22 protein-coding genes are annotated in these 23433 nt (G+C 63.4%); 12 read left to right on the forward strand and 10 right to left on the reverse strand.

From position 1 onward, the window contains the following. On the forward strand, positions 1 to 1971 hold a 1971-nt coding region (locus EN990_RS16865; RefSeq protein WP_127388329.1), incomplete at its 5' end, for a TonB-dependent siderophore receptor. Between the two features lie 80 nt (positions 1972 to 2051). Here EN990_RS16865 and EN990_RS16870 read toward each other — a convergent pair. Continuing rightward, positions 2052 to 6866 (reverse strand): NAD-glutamate dehydrogenase, encoded by a 4815-nt coding sequence (locus tag EN990_RS16870; protein WP_127368341.1) that lies wholly within the window; start codon positions 6864 to 6866, stop codon positions 2052 to 2054. Positions 6867 to 7002: 136 nt separating this feature from the next. On the opposite strand from EN990_RS16870, the gene EN990_RS16875 reads away from it, so the two are divergent. Further along, complete coding sequence (locus EN990_RS16875) at positions 7003 to 7566, forward strand: peroxidase-related enzyme (RefSeq protein ID WP_063169467.1); 564 nt, start codon at positions 7003 to 7005, stop codon at positions 7564 to 7566. 138 nt (positions 7567 to 7704) lie between these two features. After that, positions 7705 to 8028 carry a hypothetical protein gene (locus EN990_RS16880; protein WP_013529006.1) on the forward strand — a complete coding sequence of 108 codons (324 nt, stop codon included), beginning with the start codon at positions 7705 to 7707 and terminating at the stop codon, positions 8026 to 8028. A gap of 9 nt (positions 8029 to 8037) precedes the next feature. Here EN990_RS16880 and EN990_RS16885 read toward each other — a convergent pair whose 3' ends face one another. Continuing rightward, positions 8038 to 8652: a LysE family translocator gene (locus EN990_RS16885; RefSeq protein ID WP_127385320.1), complete on the reverse strand. Its 615-nt coding sequence runs from the start codon at positions 8650 to 8652 to the stop codon at positions 8038 to 8040. Positions 8653 to 9046: 394 nt separating this feature from the next. Between EN990_RS16885 and EN990_RS16890 the strand changes: the two genes are divergently transcribed. Next, positions 9047 to 9673 carry a DUF1062 domain-containing protein gene (locus EN990_RS16890; RefSeq protein WP_127368952.1) on the forward strand — a complete coding sequence of 209 codons (627 nt, stop codon included), beginning with the start codon at positions 9047 to 9049 and terminating at the stop codon, positions 9671 to 9673. 61 nt (positions 9674 to 9734) lie between these two features. Here the strand turns inward: EN990_RS16890 and typA are convergent, their stop codons facing one another. Continuing rightward, positions 9735 to 11564, reverse strand: coding sequence for a translational GTPase TypA (gene typA, locus EN990_RS16895; RefSeq protein WP_013529003.1), 1830 nt, complete (start codon positions 11562 to 11564; stop codon positions 9735 to 9737). Between the two features lie 197 nt (positions 11565 to 11761). Between typA and EN990_RS16900 the strand changes: the two genes are divergently transcribed. Next, positions 11762 to 12043: a hypothetical protein gene (locus tag EN990_RS16900; protein ID WP_244506871.1), complete on the forward strand. Its 282-nt coding sequence runs from the start codon at positions 11762 to 11764 to the stop codon at positions 12041 to 12043. Positions 12044 to 12089: 46 nt separating this feature from the next. Here the strand turns inward: EN990_RS16900 and EN990_RS16905 are convergent, their stop codons facing one another. Continuing rightward, entirely contained in the window at positions 12090 to 13664 is a 1575-nt protein-coding gene (locus tag EN990_RS16905) for an alkaline phosphatase (protein WP_127368954.1), read from the reverse strand. A 180-nt stretch (positions 13665 to 13844) separates the two neighbouring features. Continuing rightward, the gene (locus tag EN990_RS16910) at positions 13845 to 15128 is read right to left on the reverse strand and encodes an MFS transporter (RefSeq protein ID WP_024504198.1); all 1284 of its coding nucleotides are present in this window, start codon (positions 15126 to 15128) and stop codon (positions 13845 to 13847) included. 74 nt (positions 15129 to 15202) lie between these two features. Between EN990_RS16910 and EN990_RS16915 the strand changes: the two genes are divergently transcribed. Next, positions 15203 to 15820 (forward strand): TetR/AcrR family transcriptional regulator, encoded by a 618-nt coding sequence (locus EN990_RS16915; protein ID WP_127368956.1) that lies wholly within the window; start codon positions 15203 to 15205, stop codon positions 15818 to 15820. Between the two features lie 45 nt (positions 15821 to 15865). Next, positions 15866 to 16459 carry a hypothetical protein gene (locus tag EN990_RS16920; RefSeq protein WP_027163693.1) on the forward strand — a complete coding sequence of 198 codons (594 nt, stop codon included), beginning with the start codon at positions 15866 to 15868 and terminating at the stop codon, positions 16457 to 16459. Positions 16460 to 16468: 9 nt separating this feature from the next. Here EN990_RS16920 and ppa read toward each other — a convergent pair whose 3' ends face one another. The 5 genes from ppa to EN990_RS16950 form a co-directional block, all read right to left on the reverse strand. After that, positions 16469 to 17002, reverse strand: a complete 534-nt coding sequence (gene ppa, locus EN990_RS16925) for an inorganic diphosphatase (protein WP_127385704.1) — start codon at positions 17000 to 17002, stop codon at positions 16469 to 16471. Between the two features lie 112 nt (positions 17003 to 17114). Further along, positions 17115 to 17621, reverse strand: a complete 507-nt coding sequence (locus EN990_RS16930) for a GNAT family N-acetyltransferase (protein WP_013528996.1) — start codon at positions 17619 to 17621, stop codon at positions 17115 to 17117. A 118-nt stretch (positions 17622 to 17739) separates the two neighbouring features. Next, positions 17740 to 18378: a TPM domain-containing protein gene (locus EN990_RS16935; protein ID WP_027163695.1), complete on the reverse strand. Its 639-nt coding sequence runs from the start codon at positions 18376 to 18378 to the stop codon at positions 17740 to 17742. A gap of 8 nt (positions 18379 to 18386) precedes the next feature. Continuing rightward, a complete protein-coding gene (locus EN990_RS16940; protein ID WP_127388330.1) occupies positions 18387 to 19256 on the reverse strand; it encodes a YgcG family protein in 870 nt (289 codons plus the stop codon). A gap of 177 nt (positions 19257 to 19433) precedes the next feature. Continuing rightward, the gene (locus tag EN990_RS16950; RefSeq protein ID WP_013528992.1) at positions 19434 to 20072 is read right to left on the reverse strand and encodes a LemA family protein; all 639 of its coding nucleotides are present in this window, start codon (positions 20070 to 20072) and stop codon (positions 19434 to 19436) included. 163 nt (positions 20073 to 20235) lie between these two features. On the opposite strand from EN990_RS16950, the gene EN990_RS16955 reads away from it, so the two are divergent. The 5 genes from EN990_RS16955 to EN990_RS16975 all read left to right on the forward strand — a co-directional run bounded on the left by EN990_RS16955 (position 20236) and on the right by EN990_RS16975 (position 23376). Next, entirely contained in the window at positions 20236 to 20487 is a 252-nt protein-coding gene (locus EN990_RS16955) for a hypothetical protein (protein ID WP_013528991.1), read from the forward strand. Positions 20488 to 20500: 13 nt separating this feature from the next. After that, a complete protein-coding gene (gene pdxY, locus EN990_RS16960) occupies positions 20501 to 21385 on the forward strand; it encodes a pyridoxal kinase PdxY (RefSeq protein ID WP_064995967.1) in 885 nt (294 codons plus the stop codon). Beyond that, positions 21382 to 22152: a DUF429 domain-containing protein gene (locus EN990_RS16965; protein ID WP_013528989.1), complete on the forward strand. Its 771-nt coding sequence runs from the start codon at positions 21382 to 21384 to the stop codon at positions 22150 to 22152. The genes pdxY and EN990_RS16965 overlap by 4 nt, the downstream gene beginning before the upstream one ends. Before the next feature lie 148 nt (positions 22153 to 22300). After that, entirely contained in the window at positions 22301 to 22945 is a 645-nt protein-coding gene (locus EN990_RS16970) for a carbonic anhydrase (protein ID WP_013528988.1), read from the forward strand. Further along, a complete protein-coding gene (locus EN990_RS16975) occupies positions 22942 to 23376 on the forward strand; it encodes a hypothetical protein (RefSeq protein WP_013528987.1) in 435 nt (144 codons plus the stop codon). The genes EN990_RS16970 and EN990_RS16975 overlap by 4 nt, the downstream gene beginning before the upstream one ends. Positions 23377 to 23433: the final 57 nt, after the last annotated feature.

Here is a 23433-nt window from a genome sequence, read left to right on the forward strand (position 1 = left end):
GGCGGGCCCGATAAAACGATCGTCGCCAAGGATCCGGGGACCGCCACCAAGACCGATACGCCGATCGTCGACGTTCCCGCCTCGGTTTCAGTTGTAACCCAAAAGGAACTGGAGGCGCGCCATATCGAAAGCCTCCAGCAGGCCGTGGCCTACACATCCAGCGTCCTCACCGACGAGTTCGGCAACGATGACCGATACGACTATATTCGCATCCGCGGTTTCGACCAGACATCGCTCGGTACCTATCGCGACGGCCTGACGGCGCGCATCCCAGCCTGGTTCACGGCCAGCCGTCTCGAACCTTACGGACTTCAGCGCGTGGAGGTCCTGAAGGGATCGACATCGACGCTTTTTGGTCTCAACGGCCCTGGCGGATTGGTGAACGCCATTACCAAGCGGCCGCTGGACCAGAAGCAGGGGGAGATTTACACGTCCTATGGCGACGGCACCAAGGAGATTGGCGTTGATTTTGGCGGGCCGATCGACGCCGATGGCGTGTGGACCTATCGGCTTACCGGGCTGGCCAAGGATAGCGATCAAGGATGGGATTATTCCAACGACGACCGGCTTTACATCGCACCCGCGTTGACCATCAAGCCCGAGGAAGGAACCTCGCTCACCATCCTGACTGACTATTACAAGCGAGATGGCACAGGCGCACGCGGCACCCCCGCCGGCGCCAATATCGACATCGGCACCTTCCTGGGCGAGCCGGATTTCAACCGCTTCAACACCGAGCAGGTCGATATCGGCTACCAGTTCGAACATCAATTCAACGAGAATCTCACCTTCCGCTCCAATGCCCGCTACACGCATTTGAGCCTCGACTACGCCGAGGTCTACGGCGCGTCGCTTGACCCCACGGCGGACCGCACGGCATTTTCCGTCGGCGGCCTGTCCAACCGCTATGCCTTCGACAATCAGTTGCAATACGATACGGGCTGGGACCGGGTCGACAGCAAGACGCTTGTCGGCGTCGACTACGCCAACGACAACACCCGCGAAAACATCCTCTTCGGCACCGCGGGTCCCATCGACATCGACAACCCGACCTATTGCGGTCTATCCTGCATCAACCTCGGCCCCTACGTGAACTGGCGGGTCAAGCAACAGGCGGTCGGTGTCTATGCCCAGGAGCAATTGACGTTTGACGACCGCTGGATCGTCACCCTGGGCGGGCGCTGGGACCGCGTGCAGACGACTGCTGATTATCTCGACCTGGGAACGCAGGACGACGACACCGCATCGGCCTTCACCAAGCGCGCCGGCCTGACCTACAAATTCACCCCGAACCTCGCGGTCTACGCCAACTATTCGGAAAGCTTCCAGCCGCTCGTGTCGCCAAGCGCCAACGGGTATGCGGTCTCGGGCTCGTTGAAGCCTCAGGAGGGCAAACAGTATGAGGCAGGCATCAAGTACAAGCCCGACGGCTTCGACGGCCTGTTCACAGCCGCGGTCTTCGACCTTACCCAAACCAATGTTCCGACCTATGTCACGCCTGTTGTCCAGCAGCAGATCGGCAAGGTTGGCGTCCGCGGCATCGAACTCGAGGGCAAGGCCGCCATCGCGGAAAACCTGAACCTGACGCTTGCCTATTCCTACTGGGATGCCGAGATCCTGGAAGACGGCATTGGCGGGAATGCCGGCAATCGGCCGCAGCGCGTTCCTCGCCACCTGGCGTCAGCCTGGGTCGACTACACGCTTCCCGAGGAAGGACCGCGTGGCGACCTGACCATCGGCGGTGGCGTGCGCTATATCGGACAAACCTACGGGGATGACGCGAACACCATTTCGATTGGCGGCTACGCACTGGTGGATGCGGCGATTAGCTACAAGATGACCAAGGACGTGACGTTGGCCTTGAACGCAACGAACCTGTTCGACCGGAAGTATCTGACAACCAGCTATTACGGGACCGAATTCTACGGCGACCGGCTGAAAATCGTCGGCACCCTCAAACATTCCTGGTGAGCTTGCTGAACGCCAAGCGCCGACAACATTGGAAAAGGCGCCACACGCACCCGACAATGCGTGTGGCAATCATCGACGGTTCACATCCCCGTCAGATCGCTCATCAGCCCCGACGCCACCGACAGCCGCGACACGGTGATGTCGCCGCCCTCGGTCAACGCCTGCAGCCGCTCGCGGATGCGCGCCACCCGCTCGCCGCCGGCGTCCAGCCAGGCAGCCACCGGATCGGCCGTCTTGGCGTGGCCGGTGAGCGCCGCCACCGCGATGCCGCGCCGTGCCGCATCGATCGTGTCGGTGGCGCGCGAAAGCGCCAGCTGATCGTAGTAGTCCGATGGCGTGATCGAGCGTGCGGCGTCCTCGACACGCGGAATGCGGAAGGCATCGCTGACGGCGAAGAACGCCTTGGCCGCGGCGACGATATCGGCGCCGGCGGTGCGCGCCGTCAGCGCGATGTCGGGGATGAGTTCCGCCACCTCGCTCAGTGCCAGCTGCCCGGCCAAGCTTTCCGGCGCGCCGGCCTTGAACAGCCCATGCCGCTTCTCCTCGATGCGCTCGCGTGAAAAGGCCGGCAGCAGCGAAACGAGCTTGGGCTCCAGCGCCTTACGGGCTTCCTGCAACTCGGCAATGCGCTGGCTGAGGGGTGCCGTGCCGGCATCGTTCTTCAGATACCAGCCGCTGGTCACATAGATCAGCCGGCTGACCATCTGATAGAGATCAAGCTGCACCTGGCCGTCGATCTGGTTGTCGAGCGCGTCGATCTCGCGATAGAGCGCCGGCAAGGCAAAACCGTCACGCACCACCGCGAAGGTCCGCACCACGTCGGCGGCGGTGCGCCCGGTGGCCTCCTGCAGCCGGTTGACGAAGGATGGGCCGCCGCGATTGACCAGATCGTTGGCGACGACCCGTGTGATGATCTCGCGGCGCAGCCTGTGGCCATGGATCTCGGCGGCGTATTTCTTCGCCATCTGGTCGGGAAAATAGCCCATCAGGTCCCGGTCGAAATGCGCGTCATCAGGCACGTCGCTGGCGACGATGTCGGAAAACAGCACAATCTTGGCATAGGCGAGCAGCACGCCGAGTTCGGCTCTGGTCAGCGGTTCGCCACGCGCTTCACGCTCGGCCAGCGCTGCCGGCGACGGCAGCGTCTCGACGGCACGGTCGAGCAGGCCGCGCGCCTCCAGCGCCGTCATGAAGCGGCTCTGATGCGCGATGTCGGCGAGGCCGCGCTTGCGGGCGATCGAAAGCGCCAGCGTCTGCTGGTAGTTGTTGGACAGCACCAGCGAGCCGACCTCCTCGGTCATCTCGGCCAGCAGCTTGTTGCGTGCCGGGCGTGTCAACGACCCCTTGCGCATGGCGGAAGCCAGCGCGATCTTGATGTTGACCTCGACGTCGGAGCAGTTGACGCCGCCCGAATTGTCGATGGCGTCGGAGTTGCAGCGGCCGCCATTCATGCCGAACTCGATGCGCGCCCGCTGCGTGACGCCGAGATTGGCGCCCTCGCCGATCACTTTCGCCCGGACGTCGAGCGCGGTGATGCGAATGGCATCGTTGGCGCGGTCGCCGACCTCGGCATTGGTCTCGGTCGATGCCCTGAGATACGTGCCGATGCCGCCGAACCACAGAAGATCGACCGGCGCTTTGAGGATGGCGGTCATGATCTCGACCGGCGTGGCGGTGGTCTTGGCCAGGCCGATCGCCGCCGCCGCCGCCGCCGGCAAGGTGATCGATTTCTGGTTGCGCGAGACGATGATGCCGCCTTCCGACAGTTTCGTCTTGTCGTAGTCCTGCCAGCTCGAACGCGGCAGCGCGAACATGCGCTCGCGCTCGGCCATCGAGGCTGCCATGTCGGGATCGGGATCGATGAAGATGTCGCGATGGTCGAAGGCCGCGATCAGCCGGGTTTTCGGGGACAAAAGCATGCCGTTGCCGAACACGTCGCCCGACATGTCGCCGACCCCAACGACGGTGAAGGACGAGGTCTGGATGTCGCGGTTGATCTCGCGGAAATGCCGCTTGACCGCTTCCCAGGCGCCCTTGGCGGTGATGCCCATCTTCTTGTGGTCATAGCCGGCCGAGCCGCCGCTGGCGAAGGCGTCGTCGAGCCAGAAGCCGTGCTTCTCCGAGATCGCGTTAGCGGTATCGGAGAAGGTCGCCGTGCCCTTGTCGGCGGCAACGACGAAATACGGATCGTCCGGGTCGCGTCTGATAACGCCGGCCGGCGGGATGACGCCGTCGAGGCCGATATTGTCGGTGATCGACAGCAGGCTGGAGACGAAGTTCTTGTAGGCCGAAGTACCGGCCTCGAAGATCGCGTCGCGGCCGGCGCTCATCGGCAGCTTCTTCGGATAGAAGCCCCCCTTGGCGCCCACCGGCACGATGACGGCATTCTTGACCTGCTGTGCCTTGACCAGGCCGAGCACCTCGGTGCGGTAGTCCTGGGCGCGGTCGGACCAGCGCAAGCCACCGCGCGCCACCGGACCGAAGCGCAGATGCAGACCTTCGACCTCGGAGCCGTAGACGAAGATCTCCCGCCACGGCCGCGGCGCCGGCAAGCCCTCGACCGCGTGCGAGTCCAGCTTGATCGCCAGCGACTGGCCCTTTTCTTTCGTATCGGCAACGAAATGATTGGTGCGCAGCGTGGCTTCGATCAGATTGAGGTAGCGCCGGATGATGGTGTCGTCGTCGATGTTCGGCACATCCTCCAGCGCATCCTTGATCTTGGCCTTGAGGTGCTTTGCGGCCACCACGCCTTCGGTCTCCGCTGTCGGGCCAAGCCGGGCGATGAACAGCGCATGCAGGCCACGCGCTATGTCGGGATAGCGGTTGAGCGCGGCGGCGATGAAATCCTGGCTTTGCGGAATGCCGACCTGCTGCAGATAACGGCCATAGGCGCGCAGGATGGTGATCTCGCCAGACCACAGGCCGGCGGTCTGGGCGAGGCCGTTATAGCCGTCATTGTCGACGTCGCCGCGCCAGACGGAGAGGAACGCATCTTCGAACAGCGCGCCGCCATCGGTCAGGTCGATCGGCTGGCCGTAGCTGTTCTCAAGCTCCATGTCATGAATAAAGACTAAGCCGGGCCGATCACTATTGATCGTGCCGACCTGGTCGTCGCCGACCTCGAAAGTGCGCTCGCTGATGACGCGGAAGCCGATGTTTTCCAGCACCGGCACCCGGCGCGACAGCGCCACCGGGCTGCCATGATGATAGATTTTCAGTGATGCCTGGTGCGGTTTCTGCTCGGCATGGCGATAATAATCGATGGCGATCGGATTGCCGGCGCTGATCTTGGCAATGCGCCTGGCATCGGCCAGCGCCACCGCCGCGCTGAACGAATCGCGGTAGCTTTCCGGCAGCCGCGCGGCAATCGCCTTCAAAGCCTGGTCGCCGCCACTGGCCTCGGCCGCATCGGAAAGGGCGTCCTCCCAGGTACGCACGATGTCGCGGATCGCCGCCTCTATCGTCGCTTGCTCGACCTTCGGCGTCTTGCCGCCGGAGCGGCCGATGATGAAGTGCACGCGCGCCAGCCCGCCCTCGGGAAAGGCCGGGTAGTAGGCCGACAGCCGGCCTTCGAATACGGTTTTCAGATAGGAGCCAATCTTCTCGCGCACGACGCTGTCGTAACGGTCGCGCGGCACGAAGACGAGGATTGAGACGAAACGGTCGAATTGGTCGGCGCGCACCAGCGCCCGCACGCGTGGCCGCTCGACCAGGCCCAGAATGGCGGCGGCATGTTTGCGCAGGATCGGCACCGGCACTTGGAACAGCTCGTCGCGCGGATAGCTTTCCAGCACGTTGATCAGCGCTTTGCCGGAATGATCGTGCCGGTCGAAGCCGGACTTGGCGATGATGGTTTCGGCTTTTGACCTCAGATACGGGATCTTCATCACCGAGCGCGTGTAGGCGGTCGAGGTGAACAGGCCGACGATGCGCAATTCGCCCGCGAGCGTACCCTTGGCGGTGTAGGTCTTGATGCCGATGTAATCGAGATAGATGCGGCGGTGCACGGACGACTTGGCATTGGCCTTGGTGACGATCAGCGGCTCCGGCCCATGCAGGAAGGCGCGGATCTCCGGCGTCGTCGTTACCGCTTCGGTGCCGCGCCTGAGCACCAGCACGTCGGGATCGGACAGGATGCCGAGGCCAGGCTTTTCAGCGCGCTCCAGCGTGCCGCTTTCCTCGCCGCCGGTGTATTTGAACTCGCGCATGCCAAGGAAGGTGAAATTGTCGTCGCGCAGCCACTCCAGGAAGGCGAGAGCCTCGGCAACGCTCTTCTTGTCGAGCGGCACGGCCGTATAGCGGAATTCCGAGATCGCCTGATCGAGGCGGGCCAGCATTGGCCTCCAGTCGTGAACGGCGGCATGAACCTGGCCAAGGATCTTGCGCAGCCGCTCGCTCAATCCGCTCGCCTGCTCGGATGTCAGCCGCGGGATGTGGACATGGATGACGCTCAGCCGGTCGTGGCTGCCATCGTCCTTGGCGAAATTGCCGTCGCCGAGGATTTCTTCCACGCCGCCCTTGCCGTGGCGCACGACGATAACCGGATGGGTGACCAGGGTCGGTTCGCCCGATGTCTCGGTGATCTCGCCGAGGATGGAATCGAACAGGAACGGCATGTTGTCGTTGACGACCGTGACAACCGTCATCGGGCGGCCGTCTCGCACAACGCCCGAATCGGCATCGACGGCGACGACGCACTCGCCTTTCCTGTGAGTGGCGACTGCCTGGCCGGCGAGATCGGCAGCCCGCTCCAGGTCGGCCACATCGTAGGGAGCAATGTCTTCAGCTGGCGCGCGGGCGAGCAGATAGTCTGCAAGCCTGGCTGGCCTTTCCTCCGCTTTAAGCGCTGCCGTGGCTTTTTTCTTCGGCTTGCTCGCGGATTTCACGCTGGCCATGACGCACGTCCCTCCCGTCGAATGCTTTTACGACTATGGTAGCAGATGACCGCTGTTTGGCGACAAAGGTTTGACGGCTTGCCAAGAATTATCGGAATTTGGCGACAAGATGCCGCGCAACGAGGAGAAATGACCCATGACCGGCAAAATCAGCGCGCTTGATCTTGGCCAGGGAGAGCTGAGCGAGGCGACAAAAACCTATTTCGCCAAATGCGAGGAGAAGCTCGGCCTCGTCCCCAACGTGCTCAGGGCCTATGCCTTCGACGACAAGAAGCTGCGCGCCTTCACCGACATGTACAACGATTTGATGCTGGGTGAGTCCGGCCTGTCGAAGCTGGAGCGCGAAATGATCGCGGTCGCCGTCTCCTCGATCAATCATTGCTACTATTGCCTGACCGCGCACGGCGCGGCGGTGCGCCAGCTCTCCGGCGATCCGGCGCTCGGCGAAATGATGGTGATGAATTTCCGCGCCGCCGATCTTTCGCCCAGGCAGACGGCAATGCTCGAATTCGCCGTCAAGCTGACGCAAGAGCCGGCCAAGATCGTCGAGGCCGACCGGGGCGCGCTGCGTCAGGCCGGCTTCACCGATCGCGACATCTGGGACATCGCCTCGACCGCTGCCTTCTTCAACATGTCGAACCGCGTGGCCGCGGCAATCGATATGCGGCCGAACGACGAATACCACGCCATGGCAAGGTGACGGATTGCGGCAGGATCCAGACCGGGGCGTTATATTAGCAGTGTCGCATTCTCGTTGCTTGTTTGCCGGTTTGGTCCGATGATCGGCAGGCGGCATGACCGCATGCCGGTTCGATGCCGCTCACCAAGGGAGGAGAACATGGCGAAGTATCTCTACGTCTATCATGGCTCGGGCAAGATGCCGACCGACGAGGCCGAGCGGAAGGCCGCAATGGACGCCTGGAACGGCTGGTACGGCAAGCTCGGCTCGGCTGTGGTCGACGGCGGCAATCCGGTCGGCATGTCGAAGATGGTGCTGCCCGGCGGCAAGGTCGAGAACAATGGCGGCAGCAATCCGGCCGCCGGCTACACGATCGTCGAAGCGAAAGACATCGACGATGCCGTCGCCAAGGCCAAGGACTGCCCGATCCTGATGAACCCGGCCTTCAGCGTCGAGATCGCGCCGATCATTGAAGTGATGTGACGCGCCGGCTCAGGACCGCGTCGCTATGGCGGCCGCCGCACCGGCCATCGTCGTGGCGCTGATGCGATTGGCGATCTTCATGGCGCGCTTGCTCTTCAAAAGCTTGCGCGCCTGTGATGCGGCGAGCACCCAGGCGAGATCGATGGCGACCAGCACCACGGCCATGGTCGCCGTCAGCTCGACCCAGCCGACGATGCTGACCGAAGCGAGGTCGATGACGGTCGGCAGCAGCGCCAGGTAGAACATCATGATCTTGGGATTGCCGAGCGTCACCGCCATGCCGGCGAAGAACAGTTTTATCGCCGAATCCTCGCGCGGCATCTCGCCCTCTTTTGCATCGACAGGCGCGGTCCACATCTTCCAGGCGAGGTAAGCGAGATAGGCAACGCCGACCCATTTCACCACGACGAAGGCGAAATGGAAGGTCTGCGCCACGACAGCCAGCCCGAACACCGCCAGCGATAGCCAGATGCCCTCGCCGATCCACATGGCGAGCAGGAACGGGAACACGTCGCGAAACCCTTTCGAGATGACGCGGGCGACAAGCGCCGCGATCGATGGCCCAGGCGAGCCCGCGGCAACGAACAGAGCGGCGGCGAAAATCAGGAGCGAGGTGGGGTGCATAACCGGGTCTCTGGTTGAAAACCTTCGATTTCGGATATTAACGCAAGTGGCTCGGCTGCGGTAGCACCGACAAAAGACCCTTGTCGGTCCGGCATGTCGCGGCTAGAAAGGCCATCGCGAAACAATTTTGAGCTTCACTTTGCCTACGTAACCGCCGGTCTCGCCAACTCCCCCGACACACTGCATGACACCGCATTTGCGGTATCTGTTTTCATTTTCATGTGTTCTTCTGGGCGGCGGTTCGAGACCGGTTTGGCACTGCTGAACCGTTGTTGCGCGCTGCCGCCCGTGACATCCGATTTCCAATCATAGCAAGCGACCGCCACGCCGCGCCCGCATGGGCATCTCGACATCGCCGGCCTGATGAACTTCCCGACGGGAAGGGCTTATCGGCATGTCTGGACTTCTGCGTATCCACTGGGCAATCGCACCCCAGACCGCACCTCGACCGCTCATCAATTGCAACCGCTGCGGCACCGTGAGGGCCTATTGCAGCAGCGGAAAGTTCCGCGTCAACGCCAGTGGCAAACGCATCGACGTGTGGCTGATCTATCGCTGCATCGACTGCGACAATTCCTGGAATTTCGGCATTTTTGAACGCTGCAACCGCCGCGACATCGACCCGGCGCTGCTGGCGGCGCTCGAAAGCAACGATCCTGCACTCGCTCACCGTCATGCCTTCGATGCGGTGGCGTTGCGCAACCGGATCGGGCGCGTCGAGGAGTTCTCCGATGTCAGCGTTCACAAGCGCAGGCTCGGCGACACCAGGGAAGCCGCGACCGTGTTGGAACTCCAGCTTGGGCTCGAAATGCCGACATCGCTGCGGCTCGACCGGCTGCTCGCAAGTGAACTCTGCATCTCGCGATCACGGCTTCAGGCGCTGGAGGAGAAGCGGCTGCTCATCGTTGACCCGGATGGAGCAAAGGCCCTGCGCAAGCCGGCCCGTGCGAGAAACACGATCCGCATCGATCTGGCCGGCGAGGCCGATCGGCAGGCCATCATCGCGGCTGCCGGTGGATGAACGAAAAAGGGGCGGAACACTGGTTGCTCCGCCCCTCTCCGCTGTTGGAAAAAATAAGAGCTTACGCCGCGCCGACCACCTTGGACGACTTCTCGAACCGCTTGCGCTCGTTCGGATCGAGATAGAGCTTGCGCAGCCGAATGGTCTTCGGCGTCACTTCGACCAGCTCGTCGTCCTGGATCCAGGCCAGCGCGCGTTCCAGCGTCATGCGGATCGGCGGGGTCAGCTTGACCGCCTCGTCCTTGCCGGCGGCACGGATGTTGGTCAGCTTCTTGCCCTTGAGCACGTTCACTTCAAGGTCATTGTCGCGGCTATGGATGCCGATGATCATGCCCTGATACACCTTGACGCCCGGATCGATGACCATCGGGCCGCGATCTTCCAGGTTCCACATGGCGTAGGCGACCGATTCGCCCTGTTCGTTGGAAATCAGCACGCCATTGGTGCGGCCTGGCAGCTCGCCCTTGTAGGGCTCATAGGCATGGAAAAGCCGGTTCATCACGGCGGTGCCGCGCGTGTCGGTCAAAAGCTCCGACTGGTAGCCGATCAGGCCACGGGTCGGCGCATGGAAGACAATGCGCTGACGATTGCCGCCGGATGGGCGCAGTTCGACCATCTCGGCCTTGCGCTCGGACATCTTCTGCACGACGACGCCGGCATGCTCCTCGTCGACGTCGATGACGACTTCTTCGACCGGCTCCAGCAATTCGCCATTCTCGCCCTTCTGCATGACGACGCGCGGACGCGACACGGCGATTTCAAAGCCTTCGCGCCGCATCGTCTCGATCAGCACGGCCAGCTGCAATTCGCCGCGGCCGGAGACGAAGAACGAATCCTTGTCAGGCGATTCCTCGATCTTCAGCGCGACATTGCCTTCGGCTTCGCGCAGCAGGCGGTCGCGGATGACGCGGCTGGTCACCTTGTCGCCTTCGGTGCCGGCCAGCGGACTGTCGTTGACCAGGAACGACATGGTCACGGTCGGCGGATCGATCGGCTGCGCATGCAGCGGTTCGCTCACGCTCGGGTCGCAGAACGTGTCGGCGACGGTGCCCTTCGACAAGCCGGCAATGGCGACGATGTCGCCCGCCTGCGCTTCTTCGATCGGCTGGCGCTCAAGGCCGCGGAAGGCCAGGATCTTGGAAATACGGCCGGTTTCGATCTGAGTACCGTCATGGTGCAGCACCTTGACCGGCTGGTTGGCCTTCAGCGTGCCGCTCTCGATGCGGCCGGTGATGATGCGGCCGAGAAACGGATTGGCTTCCAGGATGGTGCCGATCATGCGGAACGGACCGGGATGAACGGTCGGCTCCGGCACATGCTTGATGACGAGGTCGAACAGCGGCGCCAACTGCTGGTCCTTCGGTCCTTCCGGATTTTCCGAAACCCAGCCATCGCGGCCTGAGCCGTACAGAATCGGGAAGTCGAGCTGCTCGTCGGTGGCGTCGAGCGCTGCGAAAAGGTCGAACACCTCGTTGACCACCTCGACATGACGGGCGTCCGGGCGATCGATCTTGTTGATGACGACGATCGGCTTCAGGCCGACCTTGAGCGCCTTGCCGACGACGAATTTGGTCTGCGGCATCGGCCCTTCGGCGGCATCGACCAGCACGATGGCTGAGTCGACCATCGACAGGATGCGTTCGACCTCGCCACCGAAATCGGCGTGGCCGGGGGTGTCGACGATGTTGATGCGGGTATCCTTCCAGTCGACCGAGGTCGCTTTGGCCAGGATGGTGATGCCGCGCTCCTTTTCGAGGTCGTTGGAATCCATGGCGCGCTCGGCCACGCGCTGATTGTCTCGGAAGGAGCCGGACTGCTTCAAAAGCTGGTCGACCAGGGTGGTCTTTCCATGGTCGACGTGCGCGATGATCGCGATATTACGGATTTTCATGTTCTGGTCTCGGAAGCGTTGCAGGCAGCAGGCCAAAAGGCGCTGCCTCTTTCGGTTGCGCGGCTCATACAGGGTTTTTCGCAGTTGCGAAAGAGGAGGCGCGTCACCAAATACTCATCAAATCTTAAGCATCTGCGTGTGAGATGATTTTGTTAACCAAGGCGGGAACCCTTCGGGGCCCGGGCAGTTCGAACATCATGACCGACAAACTCAACCGATTCTGGCCGCTCATCGCCTCTGTTGCCTTCGCCGTCCTGCTGGCGGCCAACGCCGCGCAGTCGGCCGCGACGACGAAGGAATCACGGCCTGCCTTGCCGTCAGAGGCACAGTCGGCCGAGCAGATTTTCGCCGACGCGCCCGACGGCGTCGACCCGGTGGTGACCGGCCCGGTCAGCGCCGCCTTCAAGCAGCGGCAGGACGCCGCCAACTGCGACAGCGCCGTCTGGCCGAATATCTCCATGGTCTGCTACCCGGACTAAGACATCGCGCGCCCTAGACGCGCGACACCTTTCCATCAGCGCGCGCTTATGCCGACCGTACCGGGTCGAGCGTCACCTTGTAGAGTTCATTGTCGTCGCGATCCATCAGCCGCACCGTCATCTGCTCGCTGGCGCCTGAAATATCGACCAGTCCGAAGAATTGCAGACCTGCCGACGGCGGTAGGTTCTGTCCCTGTTCGGCGGTCGGCGCCTTGATGAACTTCAGCTCCGGACCGAACGTCATGTCGAAATCGTTCGGCCCGAACGTTCCGGCATGGATCGGACCCGAAACGAATTCCCAGAACGGATTGAAATCCTGGAACTGCGCCTTGTCCGGGTTGTAATAATGCGCGGCCGTGTAATGCACGTCGGCGGTGAGCCAGACGGTGTTGCTGATGCCGGCATTCTTGATGAAGCGCAGCAGGTCGGCGATCTCGAGCTCACGCCCTTTTGGCAAGCCATTGTCGCCATTGCTGACTGCTTCGGCACCAACCTTCTTGGTGCCGTCGTCCCAGACGACGAGGCCGAGCGGCATGTCGGCGGCGATGATTTTCCAGGTCGCCTTCGAATTCGCCAGTTCGCGCTTCAGCCATTTCGTCTGCTGTTCGCCGAGCATGCGCGATTGCGGCGTCATCTCATCCTGCATGTCGGGACCATTGGGGCCGCGATAGGAGCGCATGTCGAGGAAGAACACGTCGAGCAGCGGCCCGTAGGCGATCTTGCGATACACGCGGCCGGGCTCGGAAGGTTCGTAGCGGATCGTCGTCATCTCGTGGAAAGCCCGCGCCGCACGGGCCGCCAGCACGTGGATGGATTTTTCCGTATAGCGGCTGTCGGCGCTGAGATCCTTCGAATCCGACCAGTTGTTCAGGACTTCATGGTCGTCCCACTGGTAGAAAGTCGGGCAGATGGCGCTGAGGCCGAGCACGTTCCTGTCCATCATGTTGTACTTCCACTGGTCCCGGTATTCGTCCAGCGTCTCGGCAACCTTGCGCTTGCCGTCGATCAGCACGACGTTCTTCCACTTGCCGCCGCCGGGCAGGTCGACCTCGTCCTTCATGGCGCCGTCGGCATAGATGGTGTCGCCCGAATGCAGGAAGAAGTCGGGCGTGTGCTTGCCGATCGTGGCGTAGGTCTTCATGCCGGTCTCATCGATGCCCCAGCCCTGGCCGGCGGTGTCGCCTGACCAGGCAAAGCGGATGTCGCGCTTCGAGGCCGGCGCCGTCCTGAAGCGCCCGGTGATCGGCTCGGAAACGGCGTTGATGTCGGCGAGATCGGCTGCCGTCATGCGATAGAAGATATCCTGGTCCGAAGCGAGGTCGGTGAGCAGCCGCTTGACGGTGTAGTCGCTGGCCGGCGACGTATCGAGCGGCGCCAGGCGTGTCGCAGTGGCGAAGTTCTCCGTCGACGACACTTCGAACATGACGCGCGACGGGCGATCGGTGCGCGTCCACACCATGCCGCTGGTTGCGTCGACATCGCCGGACTGGACGCCATGGGTGAAGGCCGGCCGCTGACTGGCGCGCGAATAGTAGGGCAGCGCCAGGCTCGAGACGCCAGCCAGGCCAACGGCGCTGGCGGAGGTGACGAAAGCGCGGCGAGTCATCGAAAGCTTGTTCACGGCTGTCTCCTGGATGGCTTGAACGGTGCCACCAAAATCCAGCGTCAATGTTTCAGGGACATCTCGGGATCATGAAGTTTTTCTGACGATCAACAGGCGGGTGGGCGTTTGCGCGGACGGCGAAGCTGCCGATCTTCCTCCGTGTGGGGGAGATGGCAGCTTGGCCGGTAGCGTCTCTCCCTACGCCGCCTGCGGCTCCGGCTCGAATGCCGGCTTGCTGGTGTTGATCAGCAGCGAGATACAGGCAGCGGCTATTGCCGTCATGCCGGCGATCAGGAAGGCCAGTTCGTAATTGCCCTGCAACTCGCGCATGGTGCCACCGAAGGCGGCGGCGGTCGCCGCACCGATCTGGTGGCCGGCGACGATCCAGCCGAACACGATCGGCCCACTGCGATCGCCGAACGCCTCATTGGCGAGCCTCAGAGTCGGCGGCACGGTGGCGATCCAGTCGAGACCGTAGAGCACGGCGAAGATGATCAGGCTGGTCGCTGAGAAGCCGGAATAGGGCAGGTAGATCAGCGACAGGCCGCGGATGCCGTAATAGACGCCGAGCAGCTTGCGCGGGTCGAAACGGTCGGTGAGCCAGCCCGACAATGTCGTGCCGATCAGATCGAAAATGCCCATCATCGACAGCAGGCCGGCGGCCTGCACCTCGCCGATGCCCATGTCGCCGCAAAACGCGATCAGATGCGTGCCGACCAGCCCGTTGGTGGTGAAGCCGCAGACGAAGAAGGTGGCGAACAGATACCAGAACACCCGCGTGCCGGCGGCACGGCGCAGCGTCGAGAACGTATGCGCCAGAAAGTTGCCCTGTGACGCAGGCGGCGTCGGCGGCACATCGTCAGCCTCGGCGCCATAGCGCACCATGCCGATCGATGCCGGCCGCTCCGGCACCAGCAGCCAGACCAGCGGTATCAGGGCAGCGGTCGCGATCGCGACCGCAATGACAACCGGCTGCCAGCCGCCCGACTGTGCCAGAGCGGCGATCAGCGGCAGGAACACCAGCATGCCCGAGGCACTGGAGGCCGACATCAATCCCATGACAAGGCCGCGATTGGTCTTGAACCAGCGATTGACGATGGTCGCGCCGAGCACGCTGGCGACGGCACCGGAACCAATGCCCGAGAACACGCCCCAGGTGATGAACAGATGCCACGGCTTGGTCATCAGCAGGCTGAGCATGGTCGAGCCCGACATCACCACCAGCGAGGCGAGCAGCGTGCGGCGCAGCCCGATGCGCTCCATCAGGGCTGCGGCAAATGGCCCCGTCAAACCGTAAAGCAGAATGCCGACACCGGCGGCCAGGGAGATGATGTCGCGGCGCCAGCCGAAACTGTTCTCGAGTGGCAGCATCATGACCGAGGGTGCGGAGCGCAGGCCAGCCGCGACCAGCAGGCTGAGGAAGATGACGCCGACCACGACGAAAGCGTAGCGCTGGCCAAAGGGGCGAGATTGAGTTATCATGTTACTGACCGGTACGTTGCAGAGTGGGAACATGTATACGTACCGATCGGTAACATTGTCAATCGAGTCACACGATGCCAACCGACAAAAATATTGAACTGACCATCAGCGACGGTCATGCATCCGCTCCGCCGAAAGCCGCCAAGAAGATCCTCGATGTGGCCTATGACCTGTTCTACCGGCGCGGCATCAGGGCGATCGGCGTCGACGAGATCGTCAAGCGTGCCGGCGTCACCAAGCCCAGCCTCTACCGCAGCTTTCCGTCCAAGGACGAACTGGCCGCTTCCTATCTCAGGCAATATGACCGTGAATACTGGGAGCGCTTCGACGAGGCGGTCGCCGCTCATCCCGGCGACCCGCGCGCTCAGATCAAGGCTTTCCTGACCCGCATCGGCAAGCGCACGCAGGTGGCGGACTATCGCGGCTGCGGCATGACCAATGCGGCGGTCGAATATCCCGACCACAGCCACCCGGCTCGCGTGGTCAGCGAGGCCAACAAGCAGGAACTGCGCCGCCGGCTGCGCGCCATGGCGGCTGCGATGGGCGCGCAAGACCCAGACACGCTCGGCGACGGCCTGCTGCTGCTGATCGAGGGCGCCTATATCAGCGGCCAGTTGTTCGGCCTCGGCGGTCCGGCGCAAGCGGTTGCCCGCAATGCCGACCTGCTGATCCAAGCCAGCTTGAAGAAATAGCGTTTGGCGCTACGCTGCGGCGGCTTGCAACGGAGATTGACCGCCATGCGTGCCATTCTGATCCCGCTTGTCCTGGTCGGTCTCGGTCAGGCGGCGCAAGCCGACGGCATTTCCAGCGCCTACACCGATCTGGATTCGAAAACGGACTGCGTGACCTACGCGCAGGCAGAAGAAGGCGACGGCGACTGGGCCGAACTCGCCTGTTCAGGCTATCGCGGCTATCCCGTACTGATCGCCTATGACGACGCCCGTGAATCGCTGTTCTACGGTTTTCCGCCCGGCGGCGACATGACGACGGTCTGGGAAAGCTTTTCCGGCCTCAATTCGTCCGGAGCCAAAGTCGAATGGCGCATCGAAACCAAGGGCGACACGGCAGTGCCCTATGCCGTCATCCATCGCCGCTCGATCAGCAATCCCGAGGACGAGAAAAAGCCGACCGAGGTGCTGCTCGTCGCCAAGGTCGGCCAGATGGACGCCCGCGACGGCTGCACCGTCGGCCTGGTGCTGGCCACCGGCAATCCCGCCGCCAACGACCAGGCGCGCAAGCTTGCCGACGACAAGGCACGCACCTTCGCCTGCGGCAAGGACAGACACACCGTCATCGGCAAAGTGCCGGCCTTCGGCCGGGTCGACAACTGACGGATCGGGCTACTTGGTCGCCTTGGCCCGCTCGATCGCGTCGACGATCATCTTCTTGGCATATTTGGAATCGTGCCAGCCTTCGATCTTGACCCATTTGCCGGGCTCGAGATCCTTGTAGTGCTCGAAGAAGTGCTGCACCTGCTGGCGCGTAATGTCGGGCAGCTGAGTGTATTCGGTGACATTCTCGTAACGCAGCGTCAGTTTTGGCGACGGCACGGCGATGATCTTCTCATCCTGGCCGGCATTGTCTTCCATGATCAGCACCCCGATCGGCCGCACGTTGATGACGCAGCCCGGCACCAGCGCGCGCGTGTTGCAGACCAGCACGTCGATCGGATCGCCGTCGCCCGACAGCGTGTGCGGCACGAAGCCGTAATTGCCGGGGTAGCGCATCGAGGTGTGCAGGAAGCGGTCGACGAACAGCGTGCCGGCCTCCTTGTCCATCTCGTACTTGATCGGCTCGCCGCCGATCGGCACCTCGATGATGACGTTGACGTCCTCAGGCGGATTCTTTCCGCTGGCTATGGCTTCAATGCGCATGGCTTAAATCCCTCTCTCGATGGACGATCGATAGCGGGCGGCGCGTCATGGTGCAATGCGGCGAATGGTGCTGGGTGCGAATGGAACGCCCAATTGCCGAAAGGCCGGGTTGTCATTCCCAGACGAAAGCGACCTTCTTCAGCGCCTTCTGCTCGAAGATCTCGACGCCCTCGGCGACATCGCGGCCACCGGCGCCGGCATAGAAGGCAAGCGCGTTCTGGTTGTCCTCCAGCGCCCACACGACCATGCCTTTCAGCCCGTGATCGGCCAGCCGCGCCTTGGCCGCCGAAAACAGGCGGCTGCCGAGCCCGATGCCCTGATATTCCGGGCGCAGGTACAATTCGTAGATTTCGCCCTGCTGGCGCAGTTCACGGGCGCGGTTCTTGCCGATCGTCGCATAGCCGGCGATCTTGCCGCCGATTTCGACGACCAGAACGGTGGCGGCGCGGCGAATCGCATTCGCCCACCAGTCGGCGCCTCGACGGTTGATCATCGATGTCAGGGTCCGGTGCGGAATGATGCCGGAATAGGCGCCGCGCCAGGCTTCCAGATGCACCTCGGCGATGGCACTGGCATCGCGCGGGTCGGCTTTCCGGATGTCGATCGTCAGCGTATTCATGATTTGTTAACCATAAACCCGCATCGCCCGATTGCAAGGGTCCGGGCGGCCAGCCGGCTGCTTTCTCACAGGCGATCACCGCGCTGGTGAGGGGCCTTCAAGACTTCTGTGGAAAGGCTCAAATCTCGACGAGATGGTCGTCGAGTTCGTTGCTGTCGCCCGCAGTGACCGGGAAATGCTCGGCCAGCACCGCACCCACCAACTCGATCGCCTTGACGAAGCCGTCGGCAAGCCGGTCGTCGCCGGCATGCGCGGTAAGGTCGCGTACGACGCCGTCCCAGACATGCTGGCCGACCTTGGCGTCGATACCCGAATCGGCGACCACCTCGGCATAGCGCTCGGCGATCGAGACGAAGACCAGCACGCCGGTGCGCGCCGTGGTGCGGTGGACGTTGCGGGCGAGGAACTGCTTGATCGCGTTGGCGTGCGCCGCCTGGTAGCGCAGCCGCCTCGGCACCAAGTGAATGCGCAGGCCGGGCAGCGCCCACAACAAGGCCAGCAGGCAGGCAAGCGCCAGGAGCTGGGCGAGGACGAAATGCGGCAGCCGGATCGACAGCCACCAGGCCTCCAGACCGTAGCCGACAGCCAGGCTGACGATCAGCATGCACACGGTCGCCATGAAGGCGGCCGGGAAGAAATAGCCGTCGCTGGCATGCGCCACGACACAGTAGATTTCGCCGTCGGTTTTCTCCTCGGCGGCGCGGATCGCGGTTGCGATGCGCTCATGATCCTGCGGGCTAATTGGTCGTGTTGCCATGATCTGTCTCACCAGCTTCCTGAAGAACCGCCACCACCCGACGAGCCGCCGCCACCGGAAAATCCGCCACCGCCGGAAAATCCGCCACCGCCGCTTGACCCCGAAGACCAGCCGCCGCCGGAACTCCCCGACGACCAGCCGCCACTGGAGGATCGCCGGCTTGGCTCGAAGGTCATGCCAAGCCAGCGGTAGCGGCCGGGGCCAAGCTTCTGGCCGAAGATCGGCGGCAGCACGGAAGCCGCAATGCTGCCGAAGAAGATGATCGCCCAGATGCTGATGAAGACGGCGAAGAACAGGTCGTCGGAATCGAAAGGCGCTTGCTGGTTGCGCTCGCCGCGCGCCTCCAGCTCCTCCGGATTGCCTTCCAGCACCATGACCATGTCGTCGACGGCCTTGCTGATACCGCCCGAGAAGTCCCCGGCGCGGAAGGCCGGCACCATGTCATTTTCGATGATCAGCTTGGTGTGCAGGTCGGTCAGCGTGCCTTCCAGCCCATAGCCGACCTCGATGCGCATCTTGCGGTCGTTCGGGGCCACCAGCAGCAGCACGCCATTGTTTTCCTTCGCCTGGCCGAGCTTCCAGAAGCGGAACAGCCGGTTGGCGTAAGGCTCGATCTCCTCGCCATCGAGGCTGGGAATCGTCGCGACGACGATCTGGTCGGAGCCTTTTGTCTCGAAATCGGCGAGTTTTTGGGTCAGCGCCGCCCTGGTCGCGGCGTCGATGATGCCGGCATTGTCGACGACACGGCCGGTCAGCGCCGGGAGATCGGCCGCGAGGGCGGTGAAGGGGAGGAAGAGGAGGCTTAGAAGAGCGAAAAGGAACCCTAGGCTTGCGTTCCGGAGCGCCCCCCTCTGCCCTGCCGGGCATCTCCCCCTCAAGTGGGGAGATTGGCCGCCATCTCCACTTTCACCAATTTTCAACGTCGCAAGATGGGCGTCAGCGCCGAAGCTGCCAATCTCCCCCCTTGAGGGGGAGATGTCCGGTAGGACAGAGGGGGGTGTTTGCACGCCAGCAGCCCGTCATTTCGGGGGATTTATTCCGATGACAGTGGACGTTCACCCGCCCTGCTTCGTGCCGAAATCGACCTTCGGCGGCTGCATCTTGTCTTCGGCGACGGTGAAATTGGCGAAGGGCTCGTTGCCGCGGAACCAGAAGGTCGCCCACAGCATCGAGGGGAACGTCCTCAGCGTCAGATTGTAGTCCCTGACCGCCTGGATGTAATCGCGCCGCGACACCGCGATGCGGTTCTCGGTGCCTTCGAGCTGCGCCTGCAGCGCCAGGAAGTTCTGATTGGCCTTGAGGTCGGGATAGGCCTCCGAGACCGCGATCAGCCGCGACAGCGCGCTGGTCAGCCCCGCCTGGGCATCCTGAAACTTCTTGAGGGCTTCGGGATCCTTCAGCGTTTCCGGTGTTACCGTGATCTGCGTTGCCTTGGCGCGCGCCTCGACCACCGCGTCGAGCGTATCCTTTTCATGCGAGGCATAGCCCTTGACCGTCTCGACCAGGTTGGGGATGAGGTCGGCGCGGCGCTGATACTGGTTCAGCACCTCGCTCCATGCCGCCCTGGCATTTTCTTCCGCCGTCGGGATGGTGTTATAGCCGCAGCCTGCAAGCAGCGGCAGCACGATCGCCATCATCAGGAAGGCGGGCAGCGTGCGGAACGTGGACGGCAAGGCAAGGCGCTGGGCAAACATGATGGGGTCCCTCGGTAGAAGTTGCACGCGAAGCATTACCACAATCAGCGCGCAAGAAAACCGCCCGCGCCGGCAGCCCCTCGCCTGGCACGCCCGGTGCCGCTGCAAGGCTCTGTGATTGGCCGTGCGAACGCGATAAGGTCCGGCAAAACGGGACATCATCATGGCGGAACGCCAGGACAGCGACAAGGAATCGCGCCGTATCCTCGAGCGCATTGCGCGCGAGACGGATCCGGCCGGCAACTCGTTTGTAGCGCGGGCAGCGAAAGGCATGCACGATCACGTCACCGCGGCCGATGCCGATCGTGCCGATCCGATCGAAGTCTGGGGCACCCGCTTTGGCCGCACGCTGGGCCTGCTGCTGGCGCTGGGCCTGATGGTCTGGCTCGTGCTTTACGTCATCCGGGGCAGTTAGGAATCAAACGACAATGAGCGCCGAACAAACCGACGCGCCGCGTGCGGTCATCGTCATTTCCAGCCATGTCGCGCGTGGCTCGGTCGGCAACCGTGCCGCCGTCTTTGCGCTGGAGACCCTGGGGTTCCCGGTCTGGGCGGTGCCGACCGTCATCTTGCCCTGGCATCCCGGCCATGGGCGCGCGACGCGCATCGTGCCGCCGCTCGACGAGTTCAAGGCTCTGATGGCCGATCTCGAGCGGGCGCCATGGCTGGGTGAGGTCGGCGCCGTGCTGTCCGGCTATCTCGGCGAGGCGGGCCAGGCCGAGGCCGTCGCCTCGCTGGTCGCCGCGGTCAAGGCAAGGACGCCCGGCGCCGTCTATATCTGCGATCCGGTGATGGGTGATTCGGGCGGCCTCTATGTGCCCGAACCGACCGCCATCGCCATGCGCGATCGGCTGATGCCGATCGCCGACATAGCCACCCCTAACCGCTACGAACTGGAATGGATGGCCGGCGCCGCGTTGCCAGACATGAAATCGGTGATCGCGGCGGCGCTGCATGCCGGGCCATCGACCATGCTGGTCACCTCGGCGCCGTCGATGATGACGGGCGGCACCGGCAACCTCCTGCTCGATAGCAGCCAGGCGCTGCTCGCCGAACACCGCCTGATCGACAAGCCGCCGAACGGCCTGGGCGATCTGACGGCGGCCGTCTACCTGGCACGCATCCTGTCCGGCCAGCCACCGATCAAGGCGCTGCAATCGACGACGGCGGCGGTCTACGAGATCCTGGCACGCACTGCCAAGCGCGGCGGCGACGAACTGCAGCTAGAAACCGATGCGCAGAGCCTGTCGCATCCGATGGCGATGGTCCAGCTTCGCCACCTCACACATCCAGGGCGGGGCCGCCGGGCGTGACATCGACTGAGGCCGTACTTGTCGGCGTCGATGGCTGCAAGGCCGGCTGGATCGCCGTCCGACGAACTTTTGGCATGGCACCGTCGGTCGGTGTCTTTGCAACCTTCACTGCCCTGCTCGCATCCCTTCCCGAAGACGCTGTCATCGCCGTCGACATGCCGATCGGCCTGCCCGGCTTTTCGGGCAAGGGCGGGCGCGGCCCCGAAGCCCTGGTGCGGCCGCTGCTCGGGGCACGCCAGTCCAGTGTCTTCTCGATCCCGTCCCGTGCCGCGCTCTATGCCGACACCAACGGCTTCACCACCATCGAAGCCTGGTATGCCGCGCACATCAGGGCAAGCGCGGTGGCCCTGACCACATCCGATCCGCCGCGCGGCGTCTCGATCCAGGCGTTCGGCATTTTTGCCAAGATCCGCGAGATCGACGCCCTGCTGATCGCGCGGCCCGATTTGCGCGGCCGCGTGTTCGAATCCCATCCGGAAGTCGCTTTCTGCCGCTTGAACGGCGATCAAGCCATGCAACTGCCGAAGAAGATCAAGGGCAGCATCAATCCGGCCGGCATGGCGGAACGCAAGGCGCTGCTCTGCCGGCTCGGCTATGATAAGGGCTTTCTCGACCAGCCGCCGCCCCGCGGTGCCGCCGCTGATGACTTCCTCGACGCAGCCGCGATGACGCTGATCGCCGGTCGCATCGCCAGCGGCGAGGCGCGGCCGTTTCCCGACCCGCCGGGCCGCGATAGCTTTGGCATTCCCGTCGCCATCTGGGCGTGACGCTGTTGGCCACGGTTGCGCTGGATGCATGGCATTTCTAGCCAGCCCTCATAATTCTGCATTGCTCGCGACCGGCTTTTGCCGCTAGAGCCTCTCTAGACCGCAACGAGCTGCCGCATCCAACTCGGAAAGGCTCCAGACGCCGCCCATGTCCCATCTCCCTGAACATCTTCTCGCCGGCTATCGCAATTTCATGAATGGCCGCTATCTCACCGAGAGCGGGCGCTATCGCGATCTCGCTCGCGAAGGCCAGGCGCCGGAGACGATGATCGTCGCCTGCTGCGATTCGCGTTCGGCGCCCGAGGCGATCTTCGACGCTGGGCCGGGCGAACTCTTCGTGCTGCGCAATGTCGGCAATCTGGTGCCGCCCTATGCACCCGACGGCGAGTTCCATTCGACCTCGGCGGCGCTTGAATTCGCCGTGCAGAGCCTCAAGGTCAAGAACATCGTCGTCATGGGCCATGGCCGCTGTGGCGGCATCCGGGCCGCGCTCGACACCAATTCCACGCCGCTGTCGCCGGGCGACTTCATCGGCAAGTGGATGAGCCTGATCGCGCCGGCGGCCGAAACCGTCTCCTCCAGCACCTTCATGACCGCTTCGGAGCGCCAGACCGCGCTGGAGCGCATCTCGATCCGCTATTCCATCGCCAACCTCAGAACCTTTCCCTGCGTCTCGATTCTCGAAGGCAAGGGACGGCTGTCGCTGCATGGGGCCTGGTTCGATATCTCGACCGGCGAACTCTGGACGATGAACAAGGAGACTGGCGATTTCGAACGGCCGGAGCTGGGATGAACGCGGCGGCGCGCAAGCTGGTGAACATCAGGTCGGTCGCTTTTGTGGCGGCCGCACTGCTGCTGGCGATTATTGCCGCCCGCGCCGATGATCGTGCCCTCATCAGCCGCTGGTATTCGGCGCTGCTGGTCGCCGACCGCACGGAACTGTCCGACCTGCTCGCCGACGATGTCCGCATCAAGCTGGACGACCTCGGCATCGTGCAAAGCAAGCAGGAATTCATCGCTTCGATCGACGAATGGAAAGGTGCCGTTGCCGGTGCTGCGATCCGGCACCGGATCGAGAAAAGCGAAGGCGGCGTCACCACGGTGGTCGCCTGCTACGATTTCCCCAACAACGACATGCTGATGCAGGAAACTTTCGCGGTCACCGACAACCGCATCACCGCCAGTTCACAAGCGGCGATCGCCGAAAACTGCGACGGCTTTTGAGGGCGATATCGGCCAAATCCGCATATTGCGGGTCCGCCGGCCGCGCCCTACATCGGG

The sequence above is a fragment of the Mesorhizobium sp. M7A.F.Ca.US.005.03.1.1 genome (assembly GCF_003997975.1).
GTDB classification, from domain to species: domain Bacteria; phylum Pseudomonadota; class Alphaproteobacteria; order Rhizobiales; family Rhizobiaceae; genus Mesorhizobium; species Mesorhizobium ciceri.